The 23,126-nt window shown below is 33.7% G+C and carries 18 protein-coding genes and 1 tRNA gene; 10 read left to right on the forward strand and 9 right to left on the reverse strand.

All coding sequences use genetic code 11. The features are described from left to right. Positions 1-215 precede the first annotated feature (215 nt). Together JR312_RS01975 and JR312_RS01980 are read left to right on the forward strand one after the other, a co-directional pair. Positions 216-923, forward strand: a complete 708-nt coding sequence (locus tag JR312_RS01975) for a uroporphyrinogen-III synthase (protein WP_264330738.1) — start codon at positions 216-218, stop codon at positions 921-923. Beyond that, the gene (locus tag JR312_RS01980; RefSeq protein ID WP_264330739.1) at positions 923-1,705 is read left to right on the forward strand and encodes an exodeoxyribonuclease III; all 783 of its coding nucleotides are present in this window, start codon (positions 923-925) and stop codon (positions 1,703-1,705) included. The genes JR312_RS01975 and JR312_RS01980 overlap by 1 nt, the downstream gene beginning before the upstream one ends. Before the next feature lie 37 nt (positions 1,706-1,742). On the opposite strand, the gene JR312_RS01985 is transcribed toward JR312_RS01980, so the two are convergent. After that, entirely contained in the window at positions 1,743-2,702 is a 960-nt protein-coding gene (locus JR312_RS01985) for a hypothetical protein (RefSeq protein ID WP_416647587.1), read from the reverse strand. A 589-nt stretch (positions 2,703-3,291) separates the two neighbouring features. Between JR312_RS01985 and JR312_RS01990 the strand changes: the two genes are divergently transcribed. Beyond that, positions 3,292-3,537, forward strand: coding sequence for a hypothetical protein (locus JR312_RS01990; protein WP_416647588.1), 246 nt, complete (start codon positions 3,292-3,294; stop codon positions 3,535-3,537). Between the two features lie 64 nt (positions 3,538-3,601). Here JR312_RS01990 and polA read toward each other — a convergent pair whose 3' ends face one another. The 5 genes from polA to JR312_RS02015 form a co-directional block, all read right to left on the reverse strand. After that, positions 3,602-6,130, reverse strand: coding sequence for a DNA polymerase I (gene polA, locus JR312_RS01995; RefSeq protein WP_416647589.1), 2,529 nt, complete (start codon positions 6,128-6,130; stop codon positions 3,602-3,604). Positions 6,131-6,241: 111 nt separating this feature from the next. Beyond that, the gene (gene gatA, locus JR312_RS02000) at positions 6,242-7,708 is read right to left on the reverse strand and encodes an Asp-tRNA(Asn)/Glu-tRNA(Gln) amidotransferase subunit GatA (RefSeq protein ID WP_416647590.1); all 1,467 of its coding nucleotides are present in this window, start codon (positions 7,706-7,708) and stop codon (positions 6,242-6,244) included. 185 nt (positions 7,709-7,893) lie between these two features. Continuing rightward, entirely contained in the window at positions 7,894-10,266 is a 2,373-nt protein-coding gene (gyrB, locus tag JR312_RS02005; protein WP_264330743.1) for a DNA topoisomerase (ATP-hydrolyzing) subunit B, read from the reverse strand. Positions 10,267-10,487: 221 nt separating this feature from the next. After that, positions 10,488-11,390 carry a hypothetical protein gene (locus JR312_RS02010; RefSeq protein ID WP_416647591.1) on the reverse strand — a complete coding sequence of 301 codons (903 nt, stop codon included), beginning with the start codon at positions 11,388-11,390 and terminating at the stop codon, positions 10,488-10,490. 405 nt (positions 11,391-11,795) lie between these two features. Next, a complete protein-coding gene (locus tag JR312_RS02015; protein WP_416647592.1) occupies positions 11,796-12,662 on the reverse strand; it encodes an ankyrin repeat domain-containing protein in 867 nt (288 codons plus the stop codon). Between the two features lie 218 nt (positions 12,663-12,880). Here JR312_RS02015 and JR312_RS02020 point away from each other — a divergent pair, with 218 nt between their 5' ends. The 6 genes from JR312_RS02020 to plsY are packed head-to-tail and all read left to right on the forward strand — an operon-like array spanning position 12,881 to position 17,971. Further along, positions 12,881-13,564 carry a phosphatidylserine decarboxylase gene (locus JR312_RS02020; protein WP_416647593.1) on the forward strand — a complete coding sequence of 228 codons (684 nt, stop codon included), beginning with the start codon at positions 12,881-12,883 and terminating at the stop codon, positions 13,562-13,564. After that, a complete protein-coding gene (locus JR312_RS02025) occupies positions 13,561-14,346 on the forward strand; it encodes a CDP-alcohol phosphatidyltransferase family protein (protein ID WP_416647594.1) in 786 nt (261 codons plus the stop codon). Before JR312_RS02020 ends, JR312_RS02025 begins: the two co-directional genes overlap by 4 nt. A gap of 8 nt (positions 14,347-14,354) precedes the next feature. Continuing rightward, positions 14,355-15,689 carry an alanine/glycine:cation symporter family protein gene (locus JR312_RS02030; protein ID WP_264330749.1) on the forward strand — a complete coding sequence of 445 codons (1,335 nt, stop codon included), beginning with the start codon at positions 14,355-14,357 and terminating at the stop codon, positions 15,687-15,689. A 2-nt stretch (positions 15,690-15,691) separates the two neighbouring features. Then, the gene (locus JR312_RS02035) at positions 15,692-17,158 is read left to right on the forward strand and encodes an alanine/glycine:cation symporter family protein (RefSeq protein ID WP_416647595.1); all 1,467 of its coding nucleotides are present in this window, start codon (positions 15,692-15,694) and stop codon (positions 17,156-17,158) included. A 10-nt stretch (positions 17,159-17,168) separates the two neighbouring features. After that, positions 17,169-17,396: a hypothetical protein gene (locus JR312_RS02040; protein WP_341813161.1), complete on the forward strand. Its 228-nt coding sequence runs from the start codon at positions 17,169-17,171 to the stop codon at positions 17,394-17,396. Continuing rightward, positions 17,396-17,971: a glycerol-3-phosphate 1-O-acyltransferase PlsY gene (gene plsY / locus JR312_RS02045; RefSeq protein WP_264330751.1), complete on the forward strand. Its 576-nt coding sequence runs from the start codon at positions 17,396-17,398 to the stop codon at positions 17,969-17,971. The genes JR312_RS02040 and plsY overlap by 1 nt, the downstream gene beginning before the upstream one ends. Here plsY and JR312_RS02050 read toward each other — a convergent pair. From JR312_RS02050 to JR312_RS02060, 3 genes are all read right to left on the reverse strand, one after another. Continuing rightward, positions 17,966-19,849: a hypothetical protein gene (locus tag JR312_RS02050; RefSeq protein ID WP_416647596.1), complete on the reverse strand. Its 1,884-nt coding sequence runs from the start codon at positions 19,847-19,849 to the stop codon at positions 17,966-17,968. The two genes, plsY and JR312_RS02050, sit on opposite strands and share 6 nt — an antisense overlap. Before the next feature lie 55 nt (positions 19,850-19,904). Continuing rightward, positions 19,905-20,801, reverse strand: a complete 897-nt coding sequence (locus JR312_RS02055; protein ID WP_264330753.1) for a cation diffusion facilitator family transporter — start codon at positions 20,799-20,801, stop codon at positions 19,905-19,907. Positions 20,802-20,829: 28 nt separating this feature from the next. Further along, positions 20,830-20,902: transfer RNA gene (locus JR312_RS02060), tRNA-Val, on the reverse strand. A gap of 512 nt (positions 20,903-21,414) precedes the next feature. On the opposite strand from JR312_RS02060, the gene JR312_RS02065 reads away from it, so the two are divergent. Next, on the forward strand, positions 21,415-23,055 hold the full coding sequence (locus JR312_RS02065) for a surface protein-related protein (RefSeq protein ID WP_416647597.1): 1,641 nt from the start codon (positions 21,415-21,417) through the stop codon (positions 23,053-23,055). Positions 23,056-23,126 lie beyond the last annotated feature (71 nt).

Consider the following 23,126-nt stretch of genomic DNA (forward strand, 5'->3'; position numbering starts at 1 on the left):
ATTACTTTTTTTTCGGTTTGACACACTTTTTTGAACGTTCCCTTCATTTGATCAAAAACATTCGCTTGTTTATGATCAATTTTTTATTACTAGGCCAACTATTGAGTTTCTCTTGCCTTTTTCATAGGTTACGCAAGAAACTTAAAAAATAAAAGTTTTTATTCAATAATTTGTGTATAAGGGATATTATTTTACTGCTAGTGAAATAAACCAGAATGAAGTCTATTTTATTGACAAGGCCTTTATTAGATTCGTTGAGCACAAGAAGCACGCTAAAAAAATATGGATACAAAGTTTTTATAGAGCCAGTATTCACAATAAAGTACTTAAATCCTGATATATCTACGTATGAATTTGACGTTGTGATATCTACAAGTAAAAACAGTGTAAAGGCTTTCAGTCAAATATGTAAAGAGTATGGCTTTCCAATTATTACGGTTGGTAATTCAACTATGCAGGCTGCAAAAAATTTGGGATTTTCCGATATAATCTCAGCAGACAGCAACGTTGATGGTCTGATATCATTCATAAAATCTCATTATTCAAATACAATAAAGTTCTTATATATAAGGGGACAAGAAGTATCATGTGACCTAAAAAAGAGATTATCTGAAGAAGGTTTTAACGTAAGAGAAGTTGTACTCTATAAAACAATTACTAAAAGGAGTCTAACTAATAGGTGTAAAAATTTACTATTGGACGGTAAAATTGATAGCGTTGCTTTTTTTTCCTCACAAACTGCAAGGGTATTTTGTTCATTAGTTCTAAAAAGTGGGCTATCTCCTGTGATGAATAATACAGTTGCATATACCATGAGTAAAAACATTGCTGATAGTTTAAAGTTAATCAAGTGGAAAAAAATTATAACATCGAGGTTGCCTACAGGGGAGAGTTTAATTGATATAATTAATAAGGATTGTTGATGCTAAAGATTGCAACTTGGAATGTAAACTCCATACGTAAAAGAATTAACCAACTTTGTAGTTTTATAGTTGATAGTCAGATAGATATAGTTTTGCTGCAAGAGATAAAATGTACGGAAGAGCAATTTCCTTATGCAGAAATAGAAGAATTAGAATATGAATATGCTATCTATGGACAGGTTGCAAGAAATGGCGTTTGTGTTTTATCTAAATATCCAATACTGGAGAAGTTTAAAATTGATATTGTGGAAAGTCATCAAGAAGCACGTTATATAGAGTGTGTGATAAAACACACCAACAATAAGGTAAGGGTAGGAAGTGTATACATTCCAAACGGTCAAAGCCCAGACTCTCATACGTTTGAGTATAAACTCAAGTTTTTTGATAACCTATATGAAAGGATGGGCACTTTGTTGAAGAATGAAGAGTTAACCATCATAGCTGGCGATTATAATGTTGCACTGGATGAAATTGATGTTTTTGATTCAAATTTATTAAATGGCCAAGTGTGCTTTCATATAAAAGAGCGTGAGAAGTTAAGAGGAATCTTGAATCTTGGATTTAAAGACGCGTTTAGAATATCTCACCCAAATTTGCAACAATTCACTTGGTGGAATTATCAAGGCAATTCACTCAGAAACAATCAAGGAATGCGAATAGATTATATGCTATTATCGCCACAAGCTGCAGATAAATTGGAAATATGTTACATAGATGATAGGTTGCGTAAACTAGAAAACCCATCTGATCATACTCCCGTTGTATGTGTTATAAAACAATAAAAGACCTATTACACAATTCACCTTTGGCAAATAGGTCTTACTTGACTGCTGTCTTTTCTGTGCTTTTGGCTGGCTGATCTATAGTAATTTTTCCATCAAGCATAGTAAGCTGCTCACCCCCTTTATTTCCTACCTGAGGAGCTTGTTCCAGAGTAGGTTGCTTTTTACTCCCGTCAGCAATTGTTTCAAGAGAGCTTTCAATTGGGGTTTTTAAAATATCATCAATACCCTTGTGAATTTTTTCATTCAATTTTGCTCTCTTTTCTGTATCATCTTTATCTGGTGAGCTAGGGTCATATAAAGTACCTGGACTATTATTTGAAAAAAGAACCTCAACTCCTCCCTTTACAGCAAATATTGTACCAATAACAGCAGCAACTATCGCAAGTGTAGTAGGACCAAAAATTAATATTGAAGCAATGGAAAAAAGAATAGGAAGAAAAACTTTACGTAAGAACTTTGTTACCATCTCTTCATCACTAAGTAGTGGTTCATCCTCTTCTTTTTTATCCCCACCTAAAAATGGTATTTTTTCTTTCACTCCATCCATAAAGGAGCCAGAAATATTTTTCGGGTCTATTTTTATTCCCAATGGTAACCCAACAAGTTTTATTAGTGAATCCTTAGCTTCTGTACCACGTATATCAGCTACACAATCATCTACTAATTTCTTTATTTCAACATTCTTGACATTCTCTTTGTTCGCTAACTTTTTCTCTCTAACTTCTTTAAATACAGAAAGTAAAAACTGACAAAAATTCTCCTCACTGAGTGATTTTATATCTTTTGGATTGACATTATTAAGTAGTATGTCCTTATAAGCTGATATAAAATAATCAGTTATTCCTTTGTTCTCCCTTAATTTGGCTTTAACTTCTAATACTTTTACAAAGTAATCGTAAATTTCCTTATGTTCCTTCTTGAAGAGCATCTCATTTTGCCCGTTCACCTGAGTAGATGACTCTAAAGGCTTATTTTTTGCTTTTGGAACTGTCATAATGATCTATTCGTACTAACCTATGTTTTAATTATAGCATATTTTTCACATTAGTTCAAATTTCTTAGAACCTATCTTGAAAGGGAAAAAAGAAAAGAATAAAGCAAAAAATAGAAGAGTAACAAATGATATAAGTGATAAGGGAACGTAAAAAATTGCTTCCATATATTTTAAATCTGATTATAATTACAGTTAGAGATATTTTAAGAGCTCAAGATCTATCTTTGTCTGCAGACTTTTCAGTCAAGCTTTTAATCAAAAAGCGTATTCTTCAGAGCATGTAAGTGTGCTTAATTTCTGTCGTATGTGCGCTGCACTTTTTTCTAATCTTTTTCACACAGGGGGATTTTATGTCCAGAATTCCAGATATTTGACCTTTACTTTAGCTAAAAATCAATAGGCGCCTATGGTTTAACACTAATTAAAATAAAAATTTTTCTAATATATAGGAAAATTACAAAATCACTATTTACTGAAAGCGGGATGTTATTGCCAAGAAAGCTGCTGATATCACAGAACCTTAGATTATTCCCAAACGTTGTTTGCGTGACGTATGAGCGTGCTCTCCTTACTTCAATAACTCTTTAATATGACTACTATTATACTTACGAAATTAACTACTCAAGGCATCCGTTCAGGGGTGTGGCAAAATAAGGTAAAAGTGAATCTACAACAACAAGGTGTCATTCCAGTGCTTGACACTGGAATCCAGCCTTTTGTAGTCTCATTGAAAGCGTTGCTTTTAATATCTATGATTAGGTTGCTTGTGAGCAATTTGGATCCCAGTGTCAAGCACTGGAATGACATTATTTTTACTTCAATATTTACACATTAGCCATGCATCTGAACAGATACTACTTAGGTCCTTTCAAGATATGTTCTTAGAGTGTGCAACATAATTAAGAAAAGCCCCAGTTGTCGCTAATTTTTATTTCTACTTCAAGTGGTATAGAGATTTCTATCGCATTTTCCATTACGTCTTTCATAAGTTTTGCTGTTTCTTGTACCTTGTCGTCCTCTACTTCAACTAGTAGCTCATCGTGGACTTGGAGGATTATTTTACCTGTTTTCAATTGATCAAAAAGCTGAATCATTGCACGTCTTATTATATCAGCGGCGGTTCCTTGCAGCGGTGCATTGATTGCTGCCCTTTCTGCAAATTGTCTTAGATAAGGAATTTTATTATTTATGTCTCTTACAAAACATCTTCTGCCAAACAAAGTTTCTACATAACCATGCTGTCTAGCAATAGATACTGCTTTTTCCGTATAGACCTTTATTTCTGGGTAACAAGAAAAATAATAATTAATGTATTCAGCAGCCTCTTGAAAGGTAATTCCAAGTCGCTTTGCAAGGCCAAATGGACTAATTCCATATATAATTCCAAAATTAATGGTTTTTGCTTTGCGTCTTAATTGCTCATCTATTTCTCGAACTCCAAAAACTTGTCTTGCGGTAATATCATGAATATCTTCCCTATTTGCAAAAGCTTCTTTAAATGCCGCAACATCTGCCACATGTGCCAGGAGTCTTAATTCTATTTGCGAATAGTCGGCAGAAATTATCTTGCACCCTTTTGGCGCAATAAACGCTTGCCTGATAAGACTACCTTCTTCGCTTCTGATAGGAATATTTTGTAAATTAGGATTGCTAGAGCTCAGCCTTCCAGTTGCAGTCACAGTGATTGAAAAGCTTGTATGTATCCTACCATCAAGCGAATCAACCTGTTTTATTAACGCGTCAGTATAGGTACCCTTTAATTTACTTGAATGTCGCCAACTTAAAATTTTACCTGCGATTTCTATCCCCTCCTCTTCAAGTGCCTCTAGAACTTCAGAGTTTGTGCTATAAGACCCAGATTTTGACTTTTTCTTTTTACTTAGCTCCATTTTATTAAACAAAACATCACTTAATTGTTTTGGCGATGCAATGTTGAATTTTTCTCCTGCTAAATTATGTATATCGTTTTCAAGTACAGCAATTAGCTGCTCAAACTTATCAGACAATTCCTGTAGTTTTTGAATATTGAGCAGTATTCCATTTTGCTCCATATCAAATATTACTTTCATAAGAGGTCTATCAAAGCGCTCGTAAATCGTAAAAAGTTTTTCCTGAAATAATCTTTGTGTCAGTTTCTCATGGATCGCTATTAAAATTTTTGCCGAGAAAGTTTCTACATTTTTACTTAAATTGTGTGCAATTATGTTTGGAATGCTGTGATCATGCTTACCTGTGTCAAGGCTGTATGACATGATCATCAGGTCATCAATTGAGCCTAGCACTCTCTCTATTGTAGGAAATATTTCTCTGATCTTTCTAATATCATGTACTATTTTAAGCACCCCATTTGAAAATAAAGTTGAATTTATTATAGTAAGTGCATCTTGTAGGCAGCTTTGATCTATGTAGAAAATATTATCCTCACTACAAGATAAGGAGATTTTATTCAATCTATTGTTTTCAAAGTGGCAATGAATTGCAATTTTACCTTCATATCTGCAATACTCCAAAAATTTTTCTAATTCTTCACTACTATATTCTATTTTCTCTTTTGTGCTAGATCCACTATAAGAAAAGAGCTTTTCTACTTTTCCTATCAATGAATTAAATTCATATTTCTTCAAAAAGGATAACAATTTTTCCATATTTGGAGGATGGACTTCATATTTTACAATATCATGTTGAAGATCTACTTTTTTGCATAGTGACAAAAGTTCTCTTGAAATTAGTGCTTTTTCCTTATGCTCAGTAAGAATATTACGAACTCTTGTTTGCTCAATGTTATTGATGTTTTCTATAACGTTATCCAATGAATCAAATTCATCTAGTAATTTAGCTGCAGTCTTTGGCCCTATTCCTGGAACGCCTGGAATGTTATCAGATGCATCTCCAGTTAGAGAAAATAAATCAAGAAGCTTATTTGAATTTACACCAAATTTTTCTATCACTTGTTTTTCATCTACGTATATATTTTTGATAGGATCAAATATTAGAATGTTGTAATTCAAAAGTTGAAATAAGTCTTTATCTGATGAGACTACTACTACTTTAAAGTCTTCGTGGTTGGCATATTTTGCAGCTAGTGTTGCAATTATGTCATCTGCTTCATAGCCTTCAATCTCTTCATAGCTAAAGTTAAAAGCTTCTACCGCTTCTCTCAGTATTGTAAATTGTGGAATTAGATCCTCAGGAGGTGTTACTCTGTTTGCTTTGTACTCAGAATACAAACTGTGCCTGAAATTTTTTTTGCCAGAATCAAGTGCTATAGTTAAGTAGTCCGAATGGGGAATATACTTCAGAACCATATTAAGAAAACCGTACACAGCACCTACTGGAATACCAGCTGTGGTAGTTAAATGATGTAAGACATAGTAAGCCCTGAAAAGAAAACCATAACCATCAATGATTGTGAAAGTTTTTTCTTTCATTGTAGATATTTATGTGTGCCTTTGATAGTCTGTTATTTAGCTATAAAAATCAAGCTCTTGTTTCCTATAGCCAAAATAATCATAATGCTATAGTTACTATAAGAAAACATATTACGTAAGGGAATTAACTATTCTGCCACAATTTTGCTCTATCACACTTGCCATATTTAATATTCCAGCTTCATCGTAATAATTTCCAATTACTTGCAAAGCAAGTGGTAAGCCTTCATTGGAAAGTCCAACAGGAACAGAAATAGCAGGTAACCCTGCTAAGCTTGCCGGCACGGTAAACACATCATTGATGCACATAATTAGCGGGTCTGGCTTTTCATTTAAGCCAAAAGCTTCTGTTGGAGCAGATGGCACAAGTATGTAATCTATTTTTTCAAACGCTTTTGTAAAATCATTTCTGATTAATGCCCTAATGCACTGTGCTTTTTCATAATACTCATTGTAATGATCTGAAGAAAGCGCACAAGAACCAATTAAAATTCTCCTTTTCACTTCTTTACCAAAACCTTCTGCTCTTGTTAGCGAATACATTTCTTCAAGGGTATCAGCATCAACCCTAAATCCGTAACGTACACCATCATAGCGAGCAAGATTAGATGAAGTTTCAGCAGAACAAATTAGATAGTAAACCGGTATCGCATATTTAGTATGAGGCAGAGTAATGTCAACAACTTCAGCACCATTTTCTTTTAAATTGGAAGAAACTTTTTCCCAATGATGAACGATTTCTTCTGAAATTCCATCCATTCTATATTCTTTTGGTATACCAATGCGCTTACCCTTGATATCACCATTTATAAGATTAGAGAATTTAGGCACTGGTCTTTCGCTCGATGTTGAATCTTTTTCATCATAGCCACAAATTGTTTCCAGCATTAACGCTGAATCAGAAACGGAACGAGTAATTACTCCTGCTTGATCGAGAGAACTTGCAAACGCAATCATACCAAAACGCGAACACCTTCCATAAGTTGGCTTTATTCCCACTACTCCGCAATAAGCTGCTGGTTGACGTACAGACCCACCAGTATCGCTTCCTAATGCTCCAGCGCATAAAAACCCAGCAACTGATGCTGCAGATCCACCAGATGATCCACCAGGAACAACTTTTTCTCCGTCACTTTTTCTAATCCATACATTTTTAACAGGACCAAAATAGCTATTTGTGTTCGCAGAGCCCATAGCAAATTCATCCATGTTAAGTTTACCAAGCATGGCTGCTCCACTTTTTAAAAGCACATTAGATACCGTAGATTCATAAGTCGGGATGAAATTTTCCAGCATTTTTGAGCATGCTGTTGTTTTTATTCCTTGTGTACAGAATAAATCTTTAACACCAACTGGTATGCCCATAAGTGATGAAATATTATCTTTTTGTTTCAAAAAGTATTCATCTGCTATTTTAGCAGCTTTTATCGCGATTTCTGGGGTTTTTGTTACAAATGCATTTAGTTGCTCATTTTCAACTGCACTAACATGCGTTTCTACAAGCTCAACAGCAGAAAAATCCCCCCGCCTTAGTCCATCATGCATCTCTGTAATAGTGAGCCTTCTCAATTCATTCATTAATATTCAATTTAGCGAGGCATTAATTATAACAACAATAGGACAGAAAATCTATATATTTATGATCGAAAACGGGAATACAACCGAGATCAATTCAGATTTCTGAAATGGATTAGTTAGTAGTACGTTTTAAACAGCCAGTTTGGCACACAATGCTAAGCCATAAGGGTTTAGCGTTTCTAAAATCAAATATCAACATCATGCACGTTAAGTGCATTGTTATTTATAAAGTCACGACGTGGTTCAACTATATCACCCATTAGCACCGAGAATATGCTATCTGCTTCTTCACAATCTTTTATTTCAACTTTTAGCAGAGTTCTAGTTTCTGGATTGAGTGTAGTTTCCCAAAGCTGATCAGCATTCATTTCACCAAGGCCTTTAAATCTCTGCAGAGTTAAACCTTTTTTACCATAATCCATCACTATTTTTGCAAGTGCACTTGGAGACTTTATTTTTATTTCAGTTTCTTGCGACTGTAAAAATGAATCACCATCAAATAAATCAATTATGTTATCAAGAGAACTCAATATATTCCGTATTTCTTTGCTTTCAAGCATACTAAGCGAGAATACATATTTGTCTGCTAACCCTTGAAACAATTTAGCAATGTGAATTTCCTCATCTTTTACTTCTACTTCCCAAGTATATTCACTATACATCAATTTTAAATATTTTAATATCTCATCAGCAGACAATAGAGCATTCTTTTTGCTTAAAATTAGCAATGATTCTAAGAGATCTTTTGGTATTTCCCTATCATAATTTTTGCTAATGTTTGAAATACTGAGGCACTTATTCAAAACGAAACGCAAATCTTTGCCTACACCATTTAATGTTAATTTTTTAATCGCTGAATTTACTATATACTCTTCAAAAGTTTCATCATCTTTGATATAAGTATCTTTAGCATTTTTTGTAACTTTATAGAGCGGTGGCTGCGCTATGTATAAATATCCTTTTTCAATTACTTCACGCATATGTCTAAAAAAGAAAGTTAGAATCAAAGTTCTTATATGCGAGCCATCAACATCTGCGTCTGTCATAATGATAATTTTATGATACCTAGTTTTTTCAATATCGAAGTGCTCACTCCCTATTCCAGCTCCAATTGCCGTGATCAGAGAGCCAATTTCTGCAGATGAAAAAATACGATCCAGCCCTGCACGTTCTACGTTTAGAATTTTCCCTCTTAAAGCAAGTACCGCCTGTGTTTTACGATTACGTCCCTGCTTTGCAGTACCACCTGCGGAATTACCCTCTACTATAAACAATTCCGATAACTCAGGAACTTTTTCCTGACAATCGGCAAGCTTTCCAGGTAGAGTTGCAATATTAATATTGTTTTTATTTTTAACTAACTCTCGTGCTTTTCTTGCGGCTTCTCTTCCTTTTGCTGACCTAATCGCTCTTTCTACTATACTTGCTGCTAACTTGGGGTCAGTTTCAAGTATTGTACTCAACTTGTCAAAAACTATGCTCTCTACAACTGCCCGCGCTTCAGAACTGACCAATTTATCTTTTGTCTGTGAAGAAAATTTAGGATCAGGCATCTTGAGGGATAAAACACAAGTTAAGCCTTCTCTAACATCTTCTCCAGTCAAATTCACTTTTGCCTTCTTCAAAAAACCTTCATTGTTTGCATAGTTATTGATACATCTGGTTAGTGCAGATCTAAACCCTGCCAAATGCGTACCACCATCCCGTTGTCTTATATTATTTGTGAAGCATAGCATATTCTCATAGTAGGAATCATTCCACTCCATTGATATTTCTACACTGGTACCTAGATCTTTTACATTATCTCTAATGCTGGCAATTTTAGTAACATGTGTCTTATTTTTGTCTAAGTACCGTACAAAATTAGCTGTACCAAAATTATCTTCAGACTCTTTACTATCGTTAAAATGAGACTTTACATGTGGTTTATTACGGAGATCAAGCAAAATGATCTCAATATTTGAGTTTAAAAATGCCAATTCTCTGATGCGACTCTCAAGAGTGGAGTAACTAAAATCAATACTACTAAAAGTCCCCGTTGATGGCATAAACGTTACTCTAGTTCCTCTTTTATTTGTGTTTTCATTAATTACCTTTAAAGATTCAATAGACTCACCATCTTCAAAGCGCATGAAATATTCCTTCTTATTGCGCCAGATGGTTAATTCCAGCCAACTCGATAACGCATTAACAACTGAAATTCCAACACCATGTAATCCTCCAGAAACCTTATAGGTATTGCTGTCAAATTTACCTCCTGCATGTAATTGGGTCATTATCACTTCTGCTGCTGATATCCCTTCCTCTGGGTGAATGTCTGTTGGAATGCCACGACCGTTGTCGGTTACAGAAACTGAACCATCTTCATTTATGCTAACTTCAATCTTACTGCAATACCCAGCTAAAGACTCATCTATCGCATTGTCAACAACTTCATACACCATATGGTGCAGACCAGATCCATCATCAGTATCACCAATGTACATACCCGGACGCTTTCTCACAGCATCAAGACCTCTTAGGATTTTTATTGCGTCAGCGTTGTAGTTACTTTCCATGGAATTGCTTTATTTATAAATATTAATTAATATTACATTTGTATGTGCTGATTAGCAACATCTTTAAGTTGAGAGAAGAATCCTTGACATGTAGATAAAACATAACGTATCACCTACACGGAGTGGTTTTACATGTTATTTCAATACATAAACTTAAGTTCAAATAATCATACAAAACTCTGCTTCATATTTCAAGATAAATGGCTACAATCAAATACAATTTACCTTCTTCTTTCAATTGGACTTTCTAGCTCAACACAGGATAAGTTGCTCATACACTCTTCTAATATTTCATTCTTTTTATCATTGTTTAATCTATTGCTGAACTCTTGACACCTTCTCTCAAGAGCTGAATGCGTAGTCATAATATACCTTACTGTTTCAGATGATAACTCTGGTAACTCGCTACGGATCCTTTCTTGTTCTTTTCCAGAGAAATTGGTGAAATTGGCTCTGGCCATTTCAGGGAATTTTTGTGTGATCGTTTCTTTTATCATTGCTCTAGCCTCTTCTCCATCGAGTGTAATAACCACTGATGGATGTAAGCCAGATAAAGACTCAAATAATTTATTGTATGTTCCACCTGCACAACTTTGACCTTGATTACCGTAAGTTGTTGCAGCGTCTACAAGACCTTTTAAAAACATATCTTTTCTGTTTTTTATGTCTTCATCATTCAAAGGAGTTCTTTGATTTTCTGTACCTGTATTTCTATCATTGCAGGCTTTCCAACACAAAATAGCTGCTTGCTTTAGTGTTAACTTACTATGATTGTCTTCAAAATTATCTCCTGTTCTATTGATAAATCTTAAGCATTCAAGTGCATGAGATTTATCGCCTTCTGTAAATTCATTTGACTGTTTGATGTACTCTTCAATGTCGGTTGTGTTGCCTCTATTTAGCTGTACATAGAATTCATCTTTGCTTAAATTCTCTTTATACTTTTCTATGAGTCTATCAACACTCAAGTTTATACTAGCAACTGCACTTGGATCATGAGTAGTTTGTGCCATAAAAGGAATGGCTGCTAAATCTTGAAAGAAAATAGGCCTTTCTTCCTCTGGAATTTGTTGTATTAAATCGTTAAACTGCTGTATTTCTTCAATGAGTGATTTGTTTAGCAACCATAAGCACAATATAGGCAGTACCAAAAGCACACAGGAATTAATAATGTTTATAATTAAAAAAATGCTTAATGTTATTCTAATAACATTTTTTGGCCACGCTGATAATCTTTTTTCATTTTCCCTTGGTTTGAAAAAATAATTTACTAATGATAAATACAAAGAGAGCTGTACAAGAAGAAAAAATGAAGGAATCATACTTACTAATAAAACTATATTAATGAACTTTTAATTTTATTAGTGTTGTTGTAAGCATTTTGCACTCTTTCTATTAAAGCCTGTACTCTATTTCTATTTTGCTGTTGATTATTATTTTGACCTGCAAACATAACACACCCCCATTCTAACATTAATACATCATGCTATAGAAAGAATTTAAATAAAGCAAGAAATTTAGAGCTGCTTTTATTTTTGCTTGATTGGGGATACCACTTCTACACTTTCTGCTCCATCTAAGGTACTATTTGGTTTTTCTACAGTAATCTTGGGAGTTGCTTTATTCTCGATATCTGCTCCATATGAGCTAAGTACTTCAATGGCTTCTTCATTTCCGCTGTTGAGCGCAATATCCAAAGCATCCATACCAGCTTTATTTTTGTGATTGATAAAATCTTTTAATTTGTCTTTACCAAAACTTTCTACATATTGTTCAATAATGAATTTTACTACCTTTCCAGGACAATTATTAGCAGCAGGAAAAAGTATTGTGTTGTTATTATTATCTTTTTTCGTTATGTCTGCTTTGAGTTTATTTATCAAATACTCGATAACTTCTATTCTGCTATCACCCTCTGCTCCAGTGCATTGCCTAATAGCTAAAAATAAAGCTGTACGCCCATTATTATCAATATCTTCAATATTCTGTCCCTTATCAACTAAGGCTTGTATTACACTTTTATTTCCATATAAAGCAGCAAGGTGAAAAGGTGTATGTCCTTCAGTGCTTTCTCTTTCATCAATTGACGCACCATTGCTAGCTAGCAATTCTATAAACTCTGGCGTGTTTGCAAAAATTGCAAGGTGCATTGGTGTTAAGTCATCTTTGCCATGATTTTCAGTTTTTGCGTTAACGTTTGCTCCGTTATTTATCAGCAATTTCGCTATTTCAAACTGCTTATACCCGATAGCAATATGTAGTGGTGTACGATTACGTTCATAATTATCATTGACATTTGCACCAAACTTTATTAGCAGCTCTGTAGCTTCAATATCACCCATCCGAATTGCAGAGTATAAGGAAGGAGATTCATCTTTTTCCATTTCCCCTGTCATACGAAATTACGAACATAATGATTCATACATTATTAAGAATTATTATTAATTTTTTATTAAAATAATATTAACAACAGCTAAAAATCTTTAATTTTTATTAAAGATTTAATATCCATCAATGCTTATATAAGCATTCCAAAAGTGAAGAAGTGAAAAAAAGCTTTTCATGAGAAATTATAAATGATAAATTGTTAATAATGAATTATCGAGAATAAATTATGTGCCTTGGTTTGCCTAATATAAACAGAGAAGGTTATTTATTTATAGTTGTTTCCTTTATCGTAACATGTATAGCATTCTCTATATCTTGGGGAGCTGGAATTACTTGCTTATTTCCAACGTTATTATGTACCTATTTTTTTCGTGATCCAGCAAGAGCTGTACCAAACAATAAGGACTTTATATTAAGTCCTGCTGATGGTGTAATTTCAAAGATAGAAGAAGTTAGTTACTCTTTATCAGAAGAGAATGAAGAAAAAAGGAAGTTTACGCTTGTTAGCATATTTCTAAGTGTTTTGAATGTCCACGTTAATCGTATACCAATATCTGGTACAATAAAGGAAATGAGTTATAAAAAAGGCAAGTTTGTTTCCGCAATAAGCAATAGGTCTAGTAATGAGAATGAAAAGCAGGTTATTGCGATTGAATATGAGAAGGGAAAAGAAATCATTGTAGAGCAAATAGCTGGATTTATTGCACGCCGCATTGTTTGTAATTTGAGGACATCTCAGAGCGTAAAAGCAGGTGAACGATTTGGAATTATAAGATTTGGTAGCAGAGTAAATATTTATATTCCCGCTGGAATAGAAGTAAGAGTTTCAGAAGGGCAAACTGTTATTGGCGGTGAGACAGTTATAGCAGATTTTAATAAACAAGAGAAGCTTACTTTTGATGTTATATGAATAACGATGAAAGTAACAGTAAATTTTTACCTATTACCAAGTTATTCCCAAACTTTATAACTTTATTAGGTTTATGTGCTGGCCTTACTTCACTTAAATTCACATTTAATGAACAATGGGAATTTTCAGCAATTTTTATTATCATTGCAGCAATAATAGATGGAATGGACGGCAGGATAGCCAGAATTTTAAAATCAACTAGCGATTTTGGAGCACAACTCGATTCTTTTGCAGATTTTCTAAATTTTGGTTCAGCACCTGCTTTTCTTTTATATTTTTGGAAGTTAAATGAAATTAAAGTTGTAGGATGGATTTTAGTAATGATATATGTAATCTGCATATCAATAAGACTTGCAAGATTCAATGTTTCGCTACATTTAGAGCAAGTATACTGGAAAAAATTTTTCTTTTCTGGTGTTCCAGCTCCTGTATGCGCTTTACTTGTTCTGTTTCCAATAATTATTACCTTTCAATCTCATGAAAGTGAATATTTACTTCTTATAGAGCAATTTTTTAACGTAAAGAATACAGCTTGTTACTTTTTGGCCATTTCATTTTTTTCGATAAGTCATATTCCAACTTTCTCTGCAAAATACATTTATGTCCCTAAAAGTTTATCTTATATATTTGTGTCATTTTTTGGAATATTGATCATATTTTTTATAAGTAAGCCCTGGATAACACTACCAATTTTAGGTGCAGTTTATATCTTGACTATTCCAATAAGTACCGGACTTTATATACATTACGCATATAAAACTAGTCAGCTATATAAAAAATAGTGAGCAGCATGATTATAAAAGTAACTGATCTATTAAACTCTTTTTTATATATAAAGATATTCAACATACCATTTATAATTATTTGGGTAATTGCAACTGGGGTTTTTTGTACGATTCGATTCAAATTCATTAACTTTAGGTTGTTCAAACATGGGATACAAACACTATTCAACCTAGAGAGCCATAATAATAACGGCATAATCACCCACATTCAGGCATTTGCAACGGTAATTTCAGGAACAGTTGGTCTTGGAACAATATCAGGAGTTGCAATAGCTATTACAATAGGGGGGCCAAGTGCAGTTTTTTGGATGATAATTACCGGGGTACTTGGCATGTCAATAAAATTTGCTGAAGTAGTGCTTGCATTTACTCATCGCTCTGAAAACACAACTGGTGGGGCTTTTTATTATATGGAACATGGACTTGCAAAGATTGGATTTATGAAGACTGGCAAATTCCTTGCATTTATCTACGCAGTTATGCTGCTTGTTGCAATGATTCTAGGCGGCATACCATTTCAGGCAAATCAAATTGCAGCGTTGTCAAGTAACTTATTTGAATACAACACATCTGTTATTATCTCGCTATTTGTATTAATTGTAATACTGGGAGGAATAAAGCGAATTGCTTTAGTTGCAACAGGTTTAGGGCCGATCATGATAATGTTATATATAGGCATGTGTATATATTTAATCTGTGTAAACGGAAATAATCTACTGAATGCTCTATCTATAATATTTCAAGATATCTTTAACAAATCAGCTATAGGAGGTGGAGTATTGAGTGGATTAATAGCAGGGGTAAGAAGGTCAGTGTTTGCTAATGAAGCAGGTACTGGAACAGCAGCTATAGCACATTCGATTGTAAAAGAGAAAGACCCAGTTAAAGTTGGAAGTGTTGCAATGATTGCACCATTTGTAGACACAATATTAGTCTCATTTTTGACTGGTATTGTGATAATTATCACCGATATGCATAGCACTAATACCGTAGGTGATATTACGTTAGTTAGCTCAGCATTTTCAACAGGCTTGCCTTTATTTAGCAAGCTAGCTCTTCCGCTGATAATGTTTTCCTTTGCATTTTCCACAATAATAGCTTACTATTACTACTGTGAAGTTGCCCTAGTGTACTTATTTGGTAACAAAAAAGTACTGATATTGTTTCAGTTTTTTATAGTAGGTTCAGTGTATATCAGCTGTATATCAAAAAATATAGAATTTATATCTTATTTAGGTGATAGCCTGTTTATGTGCCTTATGATCCCAAATGCTGTTGTGATATATCTACTGAGAAGGGAAGTCTTAAATACAATAGACTCTTATTACAAAAGGTATTAAACATGATTTATAGAATGCTTTATATGGTGTTATTTTGCCTACCATTTAATGATGTATACGCTGCTTCAATTTTTCATAAAAGTTATGACACTGCATTAAATGGAGTAAGCAACTTCATGAATGAAGTGTTGTTTTTCAAGATCTTTCACGTACCGTTTATAATTCTTTTATTGGCCTTTGGTTATATATTTCTAACACTACGTTTTAGATTTCTCAACATAAGGATGTTTAAGCATGCGTTCGCTATTTTATGTGGAAAATATGACACAGATCATCATGATGGTCACATTACGCATTTTCAGGCATTTGTAACCGCGCTGTCAAGCACAGTAGGCCTTGGAACTGTTGCTGGTGTTGCAATCGCAATTTCAATGGGAGGGCCAGGAGCGGTACCTTGGATGATGATTACAGGTTTTTTTGGTATGTCTGCAAAGTTTGCTGAAGTAACTTTAGCATTCAGACACAGAACAGAAGGCCAGGAGCAGTTATTCAGTGGTCCCTTTCAATATATAAGAAATGGACTAGAGAAATTTGGATTTAAGAAACTTGGTATTGTCCTAGCTGCAATATATGCAGTGTTTTTTATATTATCAGGTCTTGGTGGAAGTGTGGCATTTCAGACTAACCAAATGGTTTCGATATTATCTGGCTATTCAAATTGGATAGATGGTCATCCTTGGTTTCTCTCTTCCATAATTTCTACGTTACTTGCTCTGGTAATTATCGGTGGAATAAGGAGAATAGCTAGAGTATCTTCTGCACTAGTTCCTATTATGTCACTCATATATATTTTGAGCTGTGTCACAATCATTGCATTCAATATTCACAATTTTAGCAATACATTGAAAACATTGTTTTCCAGTATGATAGACTTCAATGCTGTTGGTGGAGGAGTAGTAGGAGCATTTGTTGCTGGAATTCAAAGAGCAATTTTTGCTAGTGAAGCAGGTGTTGGTTCTGCCTCAATTACTCACGCTGTAGCTAAAGATGAGGAGCCAGTTAGAACTGGGCTGGTTGCGATGATAGAACCATGCTTTGATACAATGTTAATTTGTTGCTTGACAGGAATAACAATAGTAATAACAGGTGCATACCAGACCGGCATTGGCGAGGGAATATTGATCACCCAAAAAGCATTTGAAACAGTTTCTTCTTGGTTTCCTATACTTTTAACCATCGCTGCGCCTTTGTTTGCGTTTTCCTCAGTAATTTCATTTGTATATTGTTGTGAAATGGGATGGCTGTATTTGTTTGGTGTAAAAAGTGTAGTAATATATCGTATAGCGGTGGTAGTAGTTGCATTTTTGTCAGGTTTGTCTAAAGATATAATGGCTATTGCTAATATTGGTGGGGCTTTATTCTCTTGTTTAGCACTCATCAATATGACAGCACTTATACTGTTTAGCAATCAGATTAACAATGAAGTCCAATGTTATCTAAAAAGGCTAAGGAATAATAAAATTAATTAAATTCTGGCATATGAAGGTACAACAACAGATGTCATTCCAGTGCCATCTTCTTTTCATAGCAAAATTCCCTTTTGTCATCCCAGTGCGTGACACTGGGATCTATTTTGCATATAGTTCCACCGTAGTGTTATATTTTAATGTAAAATTTTATATTTATCTACTAGATTCGTTTGCGAATAAAGTTCGCTGGATCCCAGTGTCACGCACTGGGATGACAAGAGAGAGGATGCTAGAATAATGGAGAAATATATAATTCTTATATTATCCTACATACTAGGTTCAATACCGTTTAGCTTAATTATTGCAAAAATAAATGGTATAAATTTAAGAGAAGTAGGTTCAGGAAACATTGGCGCTACAAATGTTGCAAGGACAGGAAATAAATTTCTTGCTGCTATTGCGTTATTTCTGGATACCTCTAAAGGGTTTATCGCAGTTTATACAGCACAACAATTTTGTGATAATAACGATTTTTATATATATGTATCTGCAATTTTAGCAGTTCTAGGGCATATCTTTCCTATTTGGCTAAGGTTCAATGGAGGAAAGGGAGTTGCAACAACTTTGGGAGTTTTGATAGCACTTAACATTTCTATAGCATTAGCATTTGTATTTGTCTGGCTAATAGTATTTTTTATCTTTCGGTACTCCTCTCTTGCTTCCTTGGCTGCTACTGCAGCAGCTGTTATAGCATCTTTCTTTTTTCAAAAGGAGTTATTCCTTATATTACTCACTGTAGCGATATTAATTTTCTTGAAGCATTACAAAAATATTGCAAATCTTCTGCAAGGCAGAGAGCATAAGTTTTTATAAGCAATGAGATGTTAAATCACTGACACTTAAACTACGAGATAAACTGCTTGATGGTATTATTTTATCTTCTTTATTTAAGATTGTAATTTTTACTCTTGTTATACTCTCTACTTCTTGAGGTATTAAAAATTCATCTTCAATGAATCTTTGCTTCACTTCTTGTATTTTTTCATAAAGTGTGGTTACATTGCGCTTATTTTGATTATAAATATCTTCAATCTCTACCTCTAGCCTGTGTGAAGCTTCTTTTTTTAACATGTTATTTATCACTGCTTCTGTTATTGCTAGCTTTTCTTGCAGAATTTTCTTTATTTCTTCTTTATCGTCTCTGCTATTTTTACTCAGTTCCGTGTATACCCTATAACACCTTTTCTCTAGTGGTAACGTTCTTAAACTATCTAACATTCTGGCCACTTGACCCTTAATAGTCTTCTTGGCTTTCAATTTTAATTCTTTTACTTCTTCTTTTATTATTTTGCTAGCTATTCTCTTAGCTTCAGTTAAAGATGAGTCCTTGAGAAAAAAATCTGTTCTAAGTAAATTTTGGTTTAAAAGCTCCAAAAAGACTTTTCCTTTGATGTTTTCGAGTTGATCGTCTAAACCATCCCCCTGTAGTTCATTTGTTATGTGCTGAGACAGCGCAAAGTGCTCTAATTTATTTAACTTTACAGAGTTAATATTTTTCATTAACGTCAGCACAATTTGTTCACTATATTGAGAAGTAAAACTCAGTAATCTTCTCATTAAAGTAATGCTTACTTCTGCAATAAAATCATCAACTATTTTTTGACTTTTATCATCTTCATAATTATTTTGGGCGTTATGCCAAGCCCTAAGAATTTCTTTACTGTTTTTCTTATTTTTTAGCCTGTCTAACATAAACTTACGTGCTTCATTTTCTGCTTCTGTAAGGAGCATTTGTCTAGGTGGTGTAAATTTAATCTCTGGATCGGAATGAATACCCTCTAATGTACTTAACATTCTGTAGATAACACCAGTAAAACATGTGTTAGGAATTCGTTCTTTTCTAGAGAAAGTTTGGCTATCTAGTAAATTTGCAATCAACGCGTCTTTTTTATTTTTTACATCTTCTCTATCTCCATCATTGCAAGCTCTCAGAACTAACAGAAGAATTTGTCCACCAGTGAAGCCAGAGCTATGTTTCTCATTACCTTTGCAAAAATCTTGCAAAAACATTACTAATTTTCCCTTATTCTCATTACTAAATGGTTGGCCATCAAGCATATGTAAGTGATTTATATATTCAATAAATTCTTTAAATCCCTCATTATTAATAGTGTCTTCAGATACTTGTTCAGTATATTTATCTTTTAATTTGTCAATATTTTTAATGATATCATTATTTAATTGATGGGGCAGTAAATGCTCATAAGTACCATCAAACTTATTTGTCATACTGCGAGTATTTTCTTTTATGCCTTCTAAAAAGAAACTTATAGCAGCTTTGAGTAACGTAAATGGATTAAAATCCTTTGGCCTTAATTCACTTTGTAATAGAATTAAAACCATTGCAAGTGGTATTGTTGCAAGTAACGAAACGAGCAGAAAAGTAGTTGTAAAGGTTAGATATGTTACAGAAGCAAAAAATAAAAGGAAAGATGCTATCTTAATTTTATTTTTCTCAAAAAATATTTCCCAATATTCCTTTTTACTTATTTTTTCCTGCTTTGCAGCTTTTATGTCTTTATAAACGTAAAAAGTTTTTATTTCAGATCTAAAAAACAATGTGGCAAAAGATAAAAAGACATTGGCAGGATTAACTAAAATGCTTAAAGAAACAAAAGCTGCGAAGTAACTTGCTGTCTTTAATCTGCAAGAATCCTTTCCAGGAAATTGTATTTGGGAAATACCTATCATAGCCTACTCTCTATAATATTATGATATTGTAGTAATAACAAATAGCCTATAGATGTCAATGCTTAAGTATTTTACTGTCTACGCACTCATCGTATTCAATTTCAACTGTAGAGTGTGCAATTTCAAATCTATTTAATAGTATTTTTTTTATCTCATACAAAATATTAGTGTGTTGTCCATTTTGCTTTATCTTGGCATGCATAGTAAGTATAAAATAATTATCAGATAGTGACCATGCATGTATATGATGCACATCTATCACTTCAGGTAACTTAGATACAATCTCACTTTTTATCTCCTCAGCAGATACACTCTCAGGTGTACCTTCAAGGAGTATATGGCAAGAATTCTTGAGAATTTTATAGCCACTGTTTAAGATTATTACACTGACAAATACTGACAAAATAGGGTCCACTATTTGCCATCCGGTAAACATGATAATTATGGATGCAAGTATAGCAGCTACAGAACCTAAAATATCTCCGATAACATGCAATACAGCACTTTTTATGTTTATATTACTTTCGCATTTACTATGTAATATAAAAAAGACTATAATGTTAGAGATCAGGCCAAGTGTGGCAATTATTAGCATTACTTTCCATGCAACATTGACCGGACAAATGAATCTCTTTATTGATTCAATGATAATGACTGCTGCAATGAAAAATAGAGTTAAACCATTAACAAATGCTGCAATTATCTGCAATCTGTGATACCCATATGACCTCTGTAAATCAGATTTCTTAGCTGAAAATTTGTGCGCTACCCAGCTTAAAATCAAGGCAAAAAGATCAGTGAGCATATGCCCTGCATCTGATAACAGAGCAAGCGAGTGTGAAATTACTCCACCTACTATCTCCATAAGCATTGTTATTGCAACTATTATTATGGAATAAATTAAGCGCTTGGACTCTGCTATTGAGTGTTTGCCATTGTGCACTGCTGTCATATAAAATCTTTTTATGAGCAAAAAAACGTGGGTAACACTGGGCTCGAACCAGCGACCCCTTGCACGTCAAGCAAGTGCTCTACCAACTGAGCTAATTACCCATCGTAGCTTTAGTATAGTGCTTCAGTGAAATGAAAGTCAATTTGCTTTTAGACTTCTTGCTGAATGAAACTCCTTGACAAACCTTCCCACTTTCCTTATCATACCAATAAGAGTATTTATCCTTGTTTTTGATCCGCGCGGGTTCAACAACAAAAATTCAGTAAAAAACTCAGATATTTATTGGCAAATTACATAAAAATTATAGCGGCTGCATGTCTTTTTTATTTTTTCTACATTCAGCCAAATCGCGCTTGTTAGCACATTATTACAACGCCAATTTACATTGTTATAGGGTCAAAACTCGCTACATAGGGATTTTTTTGCCTTTTTTAAAATTGATAAATTTCTTAATATTTATAATTCCGTTACTTGTTAGCAGCCACCTAAGGTCAGCTATAGAATTTTAGCCACATTCTAAATGTTACATATTAAGTTAACTATCTATACTTTTTTATTAAGATATAAATTATACCAATATGAGAATTTACGTTTTTTTCAGATGAGTCACTTTATGCTTGATATTGTAAAGACTAATAAATTAGAGGTTAGAATTATGACAATTAATCAACAAGTAAATAAAAATATAACTAAAGAAGAATATTTTAACGATAAGCATGTTATAGAAGTTAAAGATTTAAATATTAAAGTAGAGGTTTATTCTCACGATTTAAGAGCAAGTAAAGTTGCTAAAATTGAAAGTGAAATAAGAGAAACAGCTACTAATTTTAAAGATGCATTTAAGTTGGAGCCTGGTAGCTCAGAACAAACGTTCAAAATTTATGTGTTTGATGATAAGGCTGATTACACTCATCTTGGCGGAAGCGAACGTTTTGGTTCTTACCTTGGAGATGAGGGTGGTAAATGTTACTACAAAGGAGAAGCTGATGTTTTTGCTGAGATGTATGTCTATCAGCAAGGTGGCGTTCATAACCTTCAGCATGAATTTGCACATGGTTTAACTTACTTGGCTACAGGAGGAAAATCTCTACCTACAGTATTAATGGAGGGAATTGCAGATTACTTTGAACATCATTCAGATCACAAGTTCAATGCTCAAGGGTCAAGCATTGATAAAACTGAAGCCGCAAATTTGGATCTAGGTGGAATTTTAAATTTACAATACTCAGCCAATGGTGAAGAAAACAGTTTAGTGTATAAAACTGGTCATGCGTTGATAATGTACTTACAGGAAAAAGATCCTAGTTTATTAAGAGACTACCTAGATGCTTTACGTCAAGGTAACTCAGATGAATCAAAAAGTTTCTTGAAAGACATAAAAGGACATGATGCTGACTTCAAAAGTTGGCTTGCTGAGAATGATACAGAAACTGCAATGGAACATCTCAACGCTTTGCAAGTTACAAAAGGAGATTTTATAGCAACTGGTCAAGAAATAGTGGGTGGAGAAATTAAAAACATATCCTACTATAAAGCAAATATAGAAAAGATAGATGGAGAAAACGTTGGAAGTTTTTCTCCTGTAGAACATGTTGCATTTTATGATGTTGCTCGTGCTATTAATAGGGCAACAAATGATAACCTCGATATATCAAAGGAATATCATTTCTTAAAGGCAGTAAAAACTACTGATGGGCAGGTTAAGCTGACTTACTCTGATCAACAAGGTAATGAATATCAAAACAGTCAAGAGTATAAAATGCAAGCTTTGAGGATATTATCAAAACATGGTGAAGATCTTAGAAAATCTTACTATGATGGGAAAGAAGACTTAGATAAGCAGAAGGATATAAAATATAATGATGTGTTGAAAAGCCTGCGTGAACAGGAAGAAACACAGCGTCATGATGCATACGAGCAATACAAAAGAGGAGAGATCTCTTATGAGAAATTTGTAGAAAAATGCAATTCAGCCAGCACTAATTATCATAATGAAGATAAGAGATTATATAATGCTACACAGGACAAATATACACAACTGAAAGATGATTTGCTTGATAAAACCATAAACGCTGGCTTGAAACAAGTAAAAGAAACTCAGAACATTGACGTAGAAAAGATGTTAGAAGAGATGGTTAATATCGATCCAAACCTAATCAGAGGTGCTCATATTAATCTACAAGAAGGTAAAGTTTTCTCTATCAAAGCTCTTGGTCACGGAGATATGGGTGCACTATCTATCTCGTATAGATGACAGGATATTTGTTTCTAATTCTTTATAGGGAACGTTCAAAAAAGTGTGTCAAACCGCATTTTCAATTCAAC

Origin of the sequence: Wolbachia endosymbiont of Nasonia giraulti (genome assembly GCF_048054155.1) — a bacterium.
Classification (GTDB): domain Bacteria; phylum Pseudomonadota; class Alphaproteobacteria; order Rickettsiales; family Anaplasmataceae; genus Wolbachia; species Wolbachia pipientis_C.

Excerpts from the sequence above, each read along its gene's own strand:
- JR312_RS01975 (WP_264330738.1), top strand. The coding sequence starts at position 216 with ATGAAGTCTATTTTATTGACAAGGCCTTTATTAGATTCGTTGAGCACA.
- JR312_RS01980 (WP_264330739.1), top strand. The coding sequence starts at position 923 with ATGCTAAAGATTGCAACTTGGAATGTAAACTCCATACGTAAAAGAATT.
- JR312_RS01985 (WP_416647587.1), bottom strand. The coding sequence starts at position 2,702 with ATGACAGTTCCAAAAGCAAAAAATAAGCCTTTAGAGTCATCTACTCAG.
- JR312_RS01990 (WP_416647588.1), top strand. The coding sequence starts at position 3,292 with ATGACTACTATTATACTTACGAAATTAACTACTCAAGGCATCCGTTCA.
- polA (WP_416647589.1), bottom strand. The coding sequence starts at position 6,130 with ATGAAAGAAAAAACTTTCACAATCATTGATGGTTATGGTTTTCTTTTC.
- gatA (WP_416647590.1), bottom strand. The coding sequence starts at position 7,708 with ATGAATGAATTGAGAAGGCTCACTATTACAGAGATGCATGATGGACTA.
- gyrB (WP_264330743.1), bottom strand. The coding sequence starts at position 10,266 with ATGGAAAGTAACTACAACGCTGACGCAATAAAAATCCTAAGAGGTCTT.
- JR312_RS02015 (WP_416647592.1), bottom strand. The coding sequence starts at position 12,662 with ATGACAGGGGAAATGGAAAAAGATGAATCTCCTTCCTTATACTCTGCA.
- JR312_RS02020 (WP_416647593.1), top strand. The coding sequence starts at position 12,881 with ATGTGCCTTGGTTTGCCTAATATAAACAGAGAAGGTTATTTATTTATA.
- JR312_RS02025 (WP_416647594.1), top strand. The coding sequence starts at position 13,561 with ATGAATAACGATGAAAGTAACAGTAAATTTTTACCTATTACCAAGTTA.
- JR312_RS02030 (WP_264330749.1), top strand. The coding sequence starts at position 14,355 with ATGATTATAAAAGTAACTGATCTATTAAACTCTTTTTTATATATAAAG.
- JR312_RS02035 (WP_416647595.1), top strand. The coding sequence starts at position 15,692 with ATGATTTATAGAATGCTTTATATGGTGTTATTTTGCCTACCATTTAAT.
- JR312_RS02040 (WP_341813161.1), top strand. The coding sequence starts at position 17,169 with ATGAAGGTACAACAACAGATGTCATTCCAGTGCCATCTTCTTTTCATA.
- plsY (WP_264330751.1), top strand. The coding sequence starts at position 17,396 with ATGGAGAAATATATAATTCTTATATTATCCTACATACTAGGTTCAATA.
- JR312_RS02050 (WP_416647596.1), bottom strand. The coding sequence starts at position 19,849 with ATGATAGGTATTTCCCAAATACAATTTCCTGGAAAGGATTCTTGCAGA.
- JR312_RS02055 (WP_264330753.1), bottom strand. The coding sequence starts at position 20,801 with ATGACAGCAGTGCACAATGGCAAACACTCAATAGCAGAGTCCAAGCGC.
- JR312_RS02065 (WP_416647597.1), top strand. The coding sequence starts at position 21,415 with ATGCTTGATATTGTAAAGACTAATAAATTAGAGGTTAGAATTATGACA.